Below are 12,969 nucleotides of genomic sequence, written 5' to 3' on the forward strand. Positions count from 1 at the left end.
ATCCAACTGCCGCCGACAAGCTGTTGGATGTGGCCGACGAAAAAATCGGAGCACTGGCAGAATTCCCGCACAAATTTGAAGTCGTTTCCGACAAACTGCTTTCCCTATGGGAAATCCGCTTCACCATCGTTATGAACTACCTTGCGTTTTACACGGTGGACGATGCCACGCAAACCGTGCATATCGTGCGGTTTCTCTACGGCAAAAGCAACTGGATCACCATTCTGAAAACGGATACAGCAAACGGAAGTTTGCCGGTGTTCTCATAACCGAATATTTTATCTGGGCGCTCACTTTTGTGGGCGCTTTTTCTATTGTAGGAGGAAAACATGATTTATGACGAACTTATTGAAGAATTAGCGTTGACCCTGCTTACAAAGGCAAGGTATGAGGGCTGTATTAGCGTTATAGACGGTTTCTCACAGTGCGAGGAGGATAAAACTCGCATAGAGTATCCTATTGACGGTGTTATGCGCATCATGCCGGTGGGCAGCGAAATCTGGCCGGAGGAGTGCGAACCGTTACTGAAAAAAATTGGTGCTGAAACGATCGGAGACGTTGCCGATTATCTGAACAAAAACAAATCCGAAAATTCAAGTGCTGATGATGTTCTTTTTACTGCATTGCTCAAAATCTGCTATGAAAATATGGACATGGACGGCAAGATGGTATTTTGGGAAGATATGCTTGAAAACAACTCCTTGGAATGGAGAGATGTTGAATGATTTGCATACACGAAGTGATTTATTCAGTATGCAGTCGTAATTTTTGTGGAATCTTATCTGCTTCGGAGGATTTTATGACGCACGATGAAATGATGAGTCTGCTGGCAAACACGCTGGCAGATGCAGCCGGACACGCTGGCTGTTTACCTATTTTGGACTGTTTCAGCCCGCATCCGGGAGAGGAAGTAACCGTAAGCATTCCTATGTGTGACGACACGGTGGATATTGTGCTGGAAGATCTCGATTTTCCGCACGAGTGGGAAGAATTGTTGGAGAACAGCGGTGCAGATACTATGGGCGACCTTGTTGATTACCTGTGTTATTGTTCGCAAAACAATATTTCTCTTGCCATTTCCCCTGAAGATGAGGAAAAGCTGTATGCAACGCTGATTGATGTTTGCTATGAAAATATGTCTTATGACAGGCAGGTCGATTTTTGGCGTCATGTGCTGGAAACCAATTCTTTGGTGTGCGAGGTAAAAGAATGACCCTGCAGGAGCAGCTCTGCGAAAAAATGCGGGTGGAGCAGAGCGCCTATTGCCTATGGCTGACCGCACAGCCGCCAGAAGAAATTCTGAACCACGCCTACGAGTACAGCGTCCGTGAGGACATTATTCTGGCAACGGAAGAAATGAACCTCACCCCTGCACGGGTGCGGGCGCTGCTGAAATCTCCCGCGCCGCTGGCGGATGTGTATAAGGATTTTTCTAAGCTGGAAACCGATTATATGAGCATTGTGGCTCAGTGCGTGGAAGACCGTGCAGATGACTTGCTGAAAAAGGAGCAGCAGCAGAACCCACCCAAAGTATATCGACAGTCCGTCACTTATGCCCGCGAACACGGCGAATTGCAGCAGTACCATGCGTCTTGCCACTTGAATGAAAGGTGTCGGGACGAGATTGACGCAGCGCTTGCACAGCGCTTTGATGGTATGCGGCTGGGCGCGGGTGCTGTTGAGCAGGTAGTGGCGGAATATGGGCTGGAGCGCACAAAATATGTGTTGGCAGCGGCCATTCAAACCCGTGATGGAGATGGTCGAATTTCTCGCACGAATAGAGAATGGGCAGATTCCATTCGCACGATCAAAGATATGGATCGCCGTGGATTTGACCGTTCCTGTTACTACGCTGACCTACAAGCGCATACCTGCCTATTGGACGGTTTTGTAAACCAAGTGCGAAAATTTGAAAAAGCCAAAGCCCAGCCCTCTCAGGATACCCCCGAAAGGTAACCGCAGCGTCTGCATTTTGCAGGCGCTTTTTTTCGTGAAAAAATCTCTGTTTTGAAAGGATTTCACAATGAAAGAAACACATTATAAATTGAGGCATCGCGTTACCGCGCTGTTTGCGGCGGCGGTAATGCTCTGCTCCATGCTGCCCGGTGCAGCGTTTGCGGAGGAACCCACACCGCAGCCCACCGAGGAAACCGTGCAGATGGAGCAGCAGACCGAGCCGTCTGAAACAGACAACGGCCAGACCGACGAGAGCAGCCCCGACCCCGGAGCAGCTACCGAGGAAAGCGCAGCACCAACCACGGATGAGCCTGCTGAAGAAAACGAGCCTTACACCTTTGACGGTGAGGTTTTGTATCAGGATATGCCGGACGCCCCCACAGGCTCCTACCTTGGCAGCTACGGTTTGCCGGTAGCGACCGGTGAAACCAAAATCGGGCTTGGCGCGTGGGATGCCGATTTAGAGCAGGATAGTTATCTGAGCACCGAGGCGCTGGACAGTGACAACCTGACACTGACTACACCTTTGCTGGAAGATACCGACTACGCCATTGTGCCGATTCTGGCACAGGTGGAGTACCCTGCCGATGGCAGTTCCCTTGATCTGATTCTGCCGGACGGTGTGACCCTGCTGGACTACTACGGCGCACCCGTTGAAAACACAGAAAGCCTGCTACATAGCGAATACAGCGAAACTTCGGCTGCGGTGCTGGGCGTGTATGTGCAGGCAGATGCAGATTTTACCGCGCAGTTGGTTTACACCGCACCCGATGGCAGTGCCCTGACCAAAACCTTACAGGTGACCATCGACCGCAATGCGACTGCCGAATATCCTTTCCCCGACAGCGAAATTGCCGCCTTTGCCGAGCGCCCCACCCCTGCGGTGACAAGTGGCAAGATCACCAAGGTTGCCAAGGTCAACGGAACATGGCTGATCTGGTTCAACGGCGAACCCGCCTACTGCTGCACCCACGGTGCGAATGGTCAGCCTGCGGGATGCCCGACATACACCTATGTGAACACTTCCACGGTCAACGCAGACCAGTGCATACCCGGCGACCACTACGGCAACCAGATTCGCATCTGGGGCGGCTTGAACCAGCTCGCTTTGGGCGATGCAGACGATCTGCCCGCAGTTTTTTCCGCTGACGAGGGTGAAGAAATCTCTCTTTTGGATTTCTGCACATCAATTTATGACGATGTGCAGATGTATATTATCGAAAATTTCCCCGAAAGCACCGCCGCGGAAATTTATCTTGCCTCTGCCGATGAACTGCTGAACGGCGTGGAAACCTACGCCTCTGCCCGTGGCTACTACACCTACATCTATAATCCCGGCCGCGCAGGATGGCAGACCGTTGCCCTGATCGGTCCTGAGATCGGTGAGGAGGAACCTGAGCCGGAACCTGTTGTGCAGGAATACTATGCCAGCTGGGAGGCACCTGCCCAGACCGCCAGCGGCAGTTTTGATTTTTCCTATGGAATCCGCACGGATAAGATCCAGCTGAAAACGCAGGAAAAGGTGGACGGCGCGACCATCGAAATCGAGCCCATCACCAAATCCGGCACCATCGAGGGCGGCAGCTGGTCTATCAGCCCTGCCGGAAAGCAAACGGTGACCACCAGCGGTCATACCGCCGATGACAACTACCAGAAGAACGGTGGCGATGCAGGCGCAAGCTGGAGTCTGCACTATGCCGTTACCAAAACATCGGGCACTCGCAATGGACAGGTTGGTCCTTTCACCACGCAGGAGGCTGCTGATGCGGCCGCCAACAGTGCCCGCGACGCCGCCATTGCGGAATTGCAGGGTGAGGCCCAGAACGCTGTCAACAATGCTATAGCAGCGGCTAAAGCGCAGCTGGGAAGCATCCAGTTCCGCTATGAGGAAATCACAGTACCGTATGGATTCGGCAAGTACTGGGGCACGAACGGTAGCAGCCAAACGATTTCGGTACCCGCAAACACCAACAATGACTATGTCATGAAAAATGACGAGTGGAGTTTGCAGGTCAACCTCAAGAAAACCGACAGCGAAACCGGCAGCCAGATCGCAGCCGATGCCCAGTATGAGATCTATCAGTGGGATGTGGTGACCGGGAAATACCAGCCCACCGGGGGCTACAACACCTACAGCGTACAGCGCCAGGGCGACGGCAGCTATGCAGTCATCAACAGCGCCGCCTATGCCGTCAATGACGCGATGCGCCACACGCTGTATTACACACAGCGCAATCAAGGCAAGTTTATCCTTGTGGAAACCAAAGCCCCTGCCGGGTATTTTGGCGACTGGACGGACATCGACCATCCCGGCACGGCAGGTACGCCCTTGGGTAAGCGCGCCTACTATATCGAGATTACGCAGAACAATAACAATTCCGTGCTTTGGCTGGACAATGCCGACTACAATGCCGACATCCTGACTGCCGACAAGGGCGGCACCAAGCTGGTTACCAGTGGCGGTGTGGAAACAACCGTATCAATTTATAGCACCGCCAAAGATTCTACCCGCACTTACAGCACCGACGACAGCGGCAAAGCCGCCAACGAGGACAGCTATACCACCACCGCCACGGACGGCGTTATGAAAAACGACCGTACCTTGGGCGAGATCAGCATTTCCAAGGTGGACTTGGACGCTGTAAAGTACGTTGGAAATCACGGCAACGCCGCGCTGAACGGCGCCGTGTATGACCTCTACGTTGCCGAGGACATCACTCACCCGGACGGCGTAACCGGTGTTGTGGATTATTCCAAAATCGTGGATGCAGACGGCAATCCCATCTGGCACACCACAATCCGCGACAACAGCGGGCAGTGGGTATCTGATTATTTACCCGTTCTGAAGAAAGACCACCTTGTAGCCAGCGCCAAAATTGAGAATGGCTGGCTGTGCTTCAGTAATTTGTACCTCGGCAAATATTATGTCGTAGAGCGCTCCACCGGCGTGGTTATCCCGCTGCGTGACGGCGCTCTTGCTGTTTCCGGCACCTATCCCACCGTGGACAGCCGCACCAAGGCAGCCACCGGGCAGACCGCCGCGCTTGCCAAGAACGGCAGCGGGCAGTACACGGATTGGGTGTACAAGAACCAGTTTTCTACAGTCTCTAAAGGTAAAGCGTTGGATGGCTCTTGGACTTACGATGCCTATTACCTGTCCTTTGCAGACGGCTATCTTGTCGATGAGCATAACTACTACATCACACCCGCCTATTCTGATGAGGGGTGGTATGTAGAAAAGACCACCTTTGCCGACAACCGACAGGCAGCCGGTGAACAGATCGACAAGACCAGTTACAGCGCCAATTACCACATCCATGCTGACAATGCGCTGGCCGAGAGCCAAGACCAAGTTGCCAAAGGCAATGTGGAAATCAGTAAAATCGTATCCTCCAGCGGCCAAAGCAATGGACTGGAACTGGAGGGCGCAGGCTTTACATTCTTCCTTGTGTCCGACCTGTCCAAACTGAAGCAGTTTGAGCAGACCCGCAGCGGCAGCTACACCCTGCAAAGCATTTTGGATGCCTACATTGATAAGACCTACGATAACGAGCATCCGAAGTGGGATTTTTCTGCGGAAACGCAGGCCATCGCAAAGACCTATGAGGTCAACGCTGACGAAATTGCCGCGTACAACAAAACGCTGACTGCCGCAGGAGAAAACAAGAACGGCAAGGGCGATGGCTGGCAGCCCACCGGCAGCGCCAACGAATACCAGCTTGCCGAAATCTTCAGCAATGACACCGGGAATATTCGTGTGCAGGGTTTACCCTATGGCACTTATCTGGTCGTGGAAACCACCGTACCGCACGACCTGTTCCAAGCTGAGCCTTTTATTGTCACCGTTGACCCCGAACAGGATAACAACCCATGGGGCGCTATGGCTACCCCAAAGGACAGCGTAATGACAGGCTCTGACAGTTATCAGAAATTCACCGTACTGGACGAGGAAATCGAAGTTTATCTCCGCATCACCAAAGTTGACGAGGAAACCGGCAAACCGGTACTGCTGCCCGACACCGCTTTCCAAATCTACTGGCTGGACGAGCAGGGGCATTATCGTTATGACAGCAACGGCAACCCGAAGCTCGTCACAATGACCGATACTGTCAACGGCCATCTGACAAAAGATGTAACCACTTTTTATACCAACGGCGAGGGCATTCTGACCTTGCCCGAAAAGCTGCCGTTGGGCAAGTATCGCATTGTAGAAGTCTCCGGCCCGAACGGATTCTACAACGAATGGCTGGATTCTGCCGGATATGAAAACGGCATTTTGGCCGACGATGCAGATGGCATCTACTATGTGGATTTTGAAATCACCACAGACCGCATTTATGCAGCCACCGGCGATAAAAACGAGAACGGCATGGATACCCTTGTGATTGGTGAAAACTACTCTAACCATGAGACGCTGGGCAAATTGACGATCCGCAAAACAGGCGAGGTCTTAGCTGGCTGGAAAACAGAAGTTGGCGCACTTGACCCGTGGATGACCGGCGAGGCCGAGGACGGCAATTTTGTGTATGAAACCCGCCCGCTGGCCGGTGCGGAGTATACCATCACCGCCGCCGAGGATATTTATACGCAGGATCGGCAGACCGACAATTATGGCAACCGCACGCTCTGGTATGCCAAGGGTGATGTGGTCGCCGTTGTCACCACCGGAGACGGCAGCGCAGACATTGCCGCCTTTGCCCCTGCCCGCACCAAGGCCACCTACGATTTCCTGTCCGTAATCCATGACGGCACGATTGGCGAAGTCAGTGTGACCCTGCCGCTGGGCAGCTACCACATTGAGGAAACCAAGCCGCCTTACGGCTATATCGGCACCATTGAAAGCTATGATGTCACCTTTGCATGGGATAACGAACTGAACGATGTGGTTATGGCCACGAGCATTGCCAAGGTTGACGGCGCTGCATCTTCCCAGAGTTTTGAGGTCGTGCGCAGCAAGGATGCCAACGCAGATTTCACCGAGCAGCAGACCTTAAAATTCTACAATGACCGCGAAAAGGCCAAAGTAGGTGTTTACAAAGTTGACCGCGAAACCGGCAAATACCTTGCGGGTGCGGTATTCAACCTGTACGCTGCCGACGATATTTACAGTGTGGACGGAAAACTGCTGTTTGCAGCGGGCGAACTGGTCGCCACCAGCCCCGAAACTGGCGCAGACGGCTACACCTATTTTGACTGCGATATTCCTATTCGCGGCGAGTATTACGGCAGCAGCATCCGCAAGGACGCCACCACCAACAGCGGTAATTACATCGTCAAGGAACTCCGCGCCCCTCTCGGCTATTACGTCAACGAGGAGCCGATGGAAGTCACTTTCACCTATGATGGACAAGCTATTATGGTGCTGGATAACACCTGTGCCAACAAGCCTACGGAAATGTGGGTAAGCAAACGTGACCTTACCAACGATGAGGAACTGCCCGGCGCCACCCTTGCTATCAAGGACATGGACGGCAATACCGTAACCACATGGGTGTCCACCGATGAGCCGCATCGCGTGACCGGGCTGCATTTCGGTGAATCTTACACACTGACGGAGATCCGCGCCGCTGATGGGTACGCACTGGCCAATGATATTACTTTCCGCCTGATTCAGAAATCCGATGAGGACGGCAATCCTCTGGAGGAGTGCGAAGTTTACTATCTGACCACCAAGAACATTTTGTTCTGGAAGTGGGATGATTGGAAACTGCTGGACGATGCGACCGTTATTATGCAGGATGATATTACCAAGGTGCAGATTTCCAAGAAAGACCTTACCACCAATGAAGAACTTCCCGGCGCGGAACTTATCATTACCGATGAAAAAGGCAGCGAAATTGACCGCTGGATTTCTACCGATGCACCGCACTACATGGAGAAGCTGCCCGCTGGCAAGTATACCTTGACCGAGGTGACTGCCCCGGACGGTTATGCCATTGCGGAGCGCATGGAGTTTGAGGTGCTGCCCAACGGTGAGGTGCAGACCTTTGAAATGTTTGATGATACCATCAAGGTAAAAATTTCCAAGGTAGACATCACCACCAACGAAGAACTTCCCGGCGCAGAACTGGTTATCAAGGACAAGGACGGCACCGAGATTGACCGTTGGATTTCCACAAACGGACCACATTATGTGGAAAAGATGCCAGCAGGAGATTATACACTGACGGAAATCACCGCACCCAACGGCTACAAGGTTGCAGAAAGTATCGACTTTACCGTTCTGCCCACCGGCGAGATGCAGACCGTGGTAATGAAAGATGCCCGCGAGGACACACCGACACCTACCCCCGACAACACGCCGACCCCGGACCATACTCCGCAGCCCACGCCGAACACGACCCCAGCGCCGACACCCGTGCCCGCTGCACCCACTGCAACACCCACGCCGCTGCTGACGATTCCTAAGACCGGCGACAATTCTTCGTTGGGACTGCAGCTGGCGATTGCGGGAATCTCTCTTGCAGGGCTGGCCGTTCTGGTCCACAAGAGCGCCCGCCGCAAAGATATTGCGCCCCGTGACGATGATGACGAGGACACCGAGGACTAAGGAATAATCGGAAAATGAAATATACTTTTTTACGGGGAGGACCGCGCGGCCCTCCCTATTTTTATAGGAGAGAAGATGGCAAAACACATTTTAAGTTGCAGTTTCGGAAAAGACAGTATCGCCACCGCGTTGCTGGCCTTGCAGCATGGTGAACCGCTGGACGAACTTGTGTATTGCGAGGTCATGTTCAGCGAGGAAATATCCGGCGAGCTGCCCGAACACAACCGATTTATCCACGAAACGGCAATCCCGTATTTTGAACAGCGCGGCATCCCGACACGGGTTTTGCGCTCCGAAAAGACCTATCTATCCTGCTTTTACCATGTTGTCACACGAGGAAAAACCAAGGGGATGCTTTCGGGATTCCCTCTGAGTGGGCGCTGTACAATTCAGCGGGATTGCAAGCTGCCGCCGATCAAGGCATATCAGAAGGCATTGCCCCCGGACACGGTGCAGTACATCGGCATCGCCGCAGATGAACCCAAGCGACTGGCACGATTAAAGCCCGGTCAGATTTCTTTGCTGGACAAGTACCATGTGGCCGAACCAGAAGCGAGGTCTATGTGCGCAGCTGAGGGGCTGCTGTCCCCGCTGTATGACTTCACTAAACGCGGGGGTTGTTGGTTTTGCCCGAACGCATCAATCAGCGAACTGCGGCATCTCTACAGATACCACCCCGAACTCTGGCAGCTTTTGCTTGAATTACAGGACGTGCCGAATAAACCCACCGAACGTTTTAGTTGGCGACGCACTTTTCGTGAGATAGACGAACGCTTTCGGCAGGAGGGCGAACAACTAAGTTTTTATGAGGAACGGTGAACAATGGACGAACAGAAAAGACCCCGCGCGTGGGTGTACGCGAGAATTCCCGGCGACTACGATGGCACAATGAACAGCTATAAAGTTTGCTCAATGCAGGCGCTGCATGACGGCTGTGATATTGTCGGTGGGAGCATCGACGAACGCGGCGGCTGGCTGCTGCGTCCCGGCTACCGTGATATGCTGCGGCAAATTAAGGCCGGAAAAGTTGACCGGGTTTACATCTGCCGTATGCGTCAGGTCAGCGGCAAGGAGCGCCACTTGTACTCTTTTTTCAAGCGGCTTATGCAGCACGGTGTACAGGTCACGGCGATGGAATACAGCCTGCGTGACCGGGTTAATATGTTTCGGCTGGCTCGTCGTGTCGAACGTTATGCGACCCGAAAGGGGTTGCAGCTGCCGTGGTGATTTTCAGCAGGCGGCGTACTGTGCCTATGGCACAGTACGAGCAAGCATGTCATTTTGCTGTCATGACAGCAAAACGACCACTTGTTAGGGGCCCCCCTAAGACCCCGTGGACTTTGCCGCCGTATTTTACAAAAAAAGGAGGTGCGCGATTATCACAAAACGAAAAAAGCAGTTGACTGTCCGTTTCACGGAGGAAGAATATGCTGCCTTAAAAGGAAAGTGCGAAATTGCGGGCATGAAAATGGAGCCGTTTGTCCGTGCGTTGGTGGATGGGTGCAGAATCAAACCCGCACCACCCGACAGCTACAACAAACTGCGCCAGCAGTTGTCGGCCATCGGCAACAATTTGAATCAGTTGACCCACGTTGCAAATGCGACAGGCCGAGTAAGTGCTTCGCAGTTGGACAGAGCGCAAAGCCTACTGGAAGATATGTGGCGCTGTGTGAGGGATAGTCTTTGATATGGCATATACCAAAATTATTAAGGTGAAGTCGAACTTGAATCTGTGTTTAGACTACACAAGCAATCCAATGAAAACCGAGCGCCGGAGTGCGGAGGACTTGAACAAGCTGCTTAACTACACTCAAAACAATGACAAAACCGAACACCAACTATATGTAAGCGGATTTAACTGTATACCGCAAAACGCCTATGAAATTATGATGGAAACCAAAACACGCTGGCGCAAGCCTGTAAAAGACGGCAATATTTTGGCCTATCATATTATACAAAGTTTTGCGCCCGGCGAAGCCACGCCCGACCAAGTGCATCAAATCGGCTGCGAGTTTGTGCAGCGCTTTCTCGCAGATCGATTTGAATGTACTGTATCAACCCACCTTGACCGAGGGCATCTGCATAATCATATTGTAGTAAATTCTGTATCCTACGCTGATGGCAGAATGTTCCGAAGCGATTTCAATACCTATTATAAAGGAATCCGCAAAACTTCCGATGAACTTTGCCGAGAAAATCGGCTGTCCGTAATCGAAACGGACGGCAAGGGAAAATCTTATGACGAGTGGCTAAGCGGTCAGGCCGGCAAGCCTACCATCCGAGGTATGGTTCGTAAAGATGTGGAACAGGCTATTGCTGCCGCCGACAGCTTTGATGGCTTTATCACGGAATTGCAGAACATGGGCTACACGGTCAAATACGGCCCGCGTGTGGAACACATGGCGGTGCGCCATAAAGACGCTCAACGAAATATCCGCATTGACCGGCTCGACCCGCGCTTTTCCGAGACAGCGCTGCGGGAGTATTACCGCCAACTGCACCGTATGCCCACCGAAATGCAGCAGGAATACCGGCAGGAAAACGCCCCGGCAAAACCGAAATGGCAGCCCACAGAATTACAGCCCACTGTGCGGCGAGCGCGGTATCTCGGCAAGCTGCCGCGCCGGTATCCCAAAGTGTCCGGCTTTATGGCTTGCTACTATCACTACTGCGCCCTGCTGCGGAAAGCCTACCACGGCAAGAGCACAAAGCGCTGCTACTTTTTGCTGCGTGAGGATTTTCTGCTGTTCAGCCGATACCAGCAGCAGACAAAATTCCTATGGGAAAACCATATTGAAACTATGGATGAATTGCTGGCCTACAAGGAAAATGCAGAAGTCCAAATCCAACAGCTTGCCCGCCAGCGCAAAGTTCTGTATCGCCAAAAACGTGAGCCGGAACGTGCCGCGCGGGAAGAAAAAATCAAATCACTGACCCAGCAAATGAAAGCCCTGCGCCATGAGGTTTACATCTGTTCCGACATCGAAACAGATGCCGCCGAGGTGCAGGAAAAACTACGGCAAGCAGAACTTGCCGCACAGGAAGAACGAAATGAGGTGAAACAGGATGAACAACGGAGGCGAAGCAGCCGATCAGATGGTGCGGGAAGCCTTACAGGTTACCGAAGTAGCCATTAAGCTGTCTGCGCTGGGCATTAAAAACGCACTGGCCTTATCGCTGGCCTACGCCAAGGAAAATCCTAAAGTGAAAGGCAAAACCAGCCTTGACCGTCTGTTGCGGGAGGGCAAGGAACTAAAAATTATTGCCCTGCAAAGCAAAGACGTGGGACAGTTTAAGGAATTGGCCAAGCAGTACGGCGTTTTATTCGCGGTCATCAAGGATAAGGCACAGAACGAAAAAGTTGACGTCATGTTCAAAGCTGAAGATGTCGCCAAACTGAACCGCATCTATGAGCAGTTGGGATATGCCATTCCCAAGGTCACTACGGCAGACCGAAAAAAAGACCCAACCCGCCGTCAATCCGACAGCAACTCCTTGACGCGCGGGAAGAATCCTTTGGATATTGACCAGCGCCCATCTGTACGGGCCACAATTATGGCACTGAAAAATGCAGCGCGGAAGGCAGAACAGGTGCAGGAAAAAGTGCAGGATATTACTGCGAAGGAGGAACGATAAATGTACGAACAGCGATTGCCCATCGAGGAGTGGAAATTCCAAAAGCAAAAGGAACGCAATGACACTATTGCCGCGCAGAAAAAAGTATTGCAGGAAGTTGTGCAGGATGGCCAGCGCCTTGCCGACTATCTGTACGGCAGGGGGCGGCTTGGTAGTCATATCACATCCGGCAATGCAGCACTTGTGCTGCAAACCCTGCCGCAAGCGCGGGCCGTATTGACCGCCAAAGACTGGGATAAATTCGGGCGGCGCGTAAACAAAGGGGCAAAAGGCATCCCGCAGCTTGTGCGCGTCAATGGTTATTATAATGTCGGCTCAATTTTCGATGTGTCCATGACCTACGGCAATAAGCCGTATCCGATTCCTGAAATTAAGCCAGAGCAGATGGACAAGGCCATCAAGGAACTGGAGCGCCTTTCCCCGGTCAACATCATATTTCAAAATGAGGGCGTTGTCGGGTACGATGCCGAGCAACACGCGATTGTGTTCCCAACGGCCATGCCGCAGCGTGAAGTGCTGGCACGACTGCCCGCCGAAATCGTCATTGCAACCGCAGAGCAGCACACGCCGGGTATCTCCCAAGCGCCTTATCTGCGAAAAACAGTAATGGCCGTTTCGGTGGAGTTTTGCGGGCGGTTTTCCCTGCCGATGCCCGATACCGCTGCCGCTACACTGGACGGGATGGACACCCACATTCCACCCGGTGAGGAACGCAAAACACTGGAAGAAATTCGGGAACTGTCTGTGACTATTGGAGACACTGTGGAAAAGGCACTCGGTTTGCAGCGCGGCCAAAGCTCACCGCAGCGGGACGAGGCCCGCTAAAC

Annotated in this window: 11 protein-coding genes; all 11 read left to right on the forward strand. The window is 52.7% G+C overall.

Translation table 11 applies throughout. The annotated features are described in order from the left end of the window. On the forward strand, positions 1-269 hold a 269-nt coding region (locus GPK89_RS11215), incomplete at its 5' end, for a type II toxin-antitoxin system RelE/ParE family toxin (protein ID WP_215693193.1). A 60-nt stretch (positions 270-329) separates the two neighbouring features. After that, positions 330-725, forward strand: coding sequence for a hypothetical protein (locus GPK89_RS11220; RefSeq protein WP_215693194.1), 396 nt, complete (start codon positions 330-332; stop codon positions 723-725). 74 nt (positions 726-799) lie between these two features. Further along, positions 800-1,213, forward strand: coding sequence for a hypothetical protein (locus tag GPK89_RS11225; protein WP_215693195.1), 414 nt, complete (start codon positions 800-802; stop codon positions 1,211-1,213). Beyond that, complete coding sequence (locus tag GPK89_RS11230) at positions 1,210-1,956, forward strand: DUF3849 domain-containing protein (protein WP_215693196.1); 747 nt, start codon at positions 1,210-1,212, stop codon at positions 1,954-1,956. Before GPK89_RS11225 ends, GPK89_RS11230 begins: the two co-directional genes overlap by 4 nt. A gap of 67 nt (positions 1,957-2,023) precedes the next feature. Further along, positions 2,024-8,506: an MSCRAMM family protein gene (locus GPK89_RS11235; RefSeq protein ID WP_215693197.1), complete on the forward strand. Its 6,483-nt coding sequence runs from the start codon at positions 2,024-2,026 to the stop codon at positions 8,504-8,506. Positions 8,507-8,581: 75 nt separating this feature from the next. Beyond that, entirely contained in the window at positions 8,582-9,325 is a 744-nt protein-coding gene (locus GPK89_RS11240; RefSeq protein WP_215693198.1) for a phosphoadenosine phosphosulfate reductase, read from the forward strand. A 3-nt stretch (positions 9,326-9,328) separates the two neighbouring features. Next, positions 9,329-9,733, forward strand: coding sequence for a recombinase family protein (locus GPK89_RS11245; RefSeq protein ID WP_215693199.1), 405 nt, complete (start codon positions 9,329-9,331; stop codon positions 9,731-9,733). Positions 9,734-9,839: 106 nt separating this feature from the next. Then, positions 9,840-10,193: a plasmid mobilization protein gene (locus GPK89_RS16635; RefSeq protein WP_215693200.1), complete on the forward strand. Its 354-nt coding sequence runs from the start codon at positions 9,840-9,842 to the stop codon at positions 10,191-10,193. Positions 10,194-10,263: 70 nt separating this feature from the next. Further along, positions 10,264-11,643, forward strand: coding sequence for a relaxase/mobilization nuclease domain-containing protein (locus GPK89_RS11255; RefSeq protein WP_252261650.1), 1,380 nt, complete (start codon positions 10,264-10,266; stop codon positions 11,641-11,643). Then, the gene (locus GPK89_RS11260) at positions 11,573-12,142 is read left to right on the forward strand and encodes a PcfB family protein (RefSeq protein WP_215693203.1); all 570 of its coding nucleotides are present in this window, start codon (positions 11,573-11,575) and stop codon (positions 12,140-12,142) included. Before GPK89_RS11255 ends, GPK89_RS11260 begins: the two co-directional genes overlap by 71 nt. Beyond that, complete coding sequence (locus tag GPK89_RS11265; RefSeq protein WP_215693205.1) at positions 12,143-12,967, forward strand: hypothetical protein; 825 nt, start codon at positions 12,143-12,145, stop codon at positions 12,965-12,967. Positions 12,968-12,969: the final 2 nt, after the last annotated feature.

The sequence above is a fragment of the Gemmiger formicilis genome (assembly GCF_018784445.1).
GTDB lineage: Bacteria > Bacillota > Clostridia > Oscillospirales > Ruminococcaceae > Gemmiger.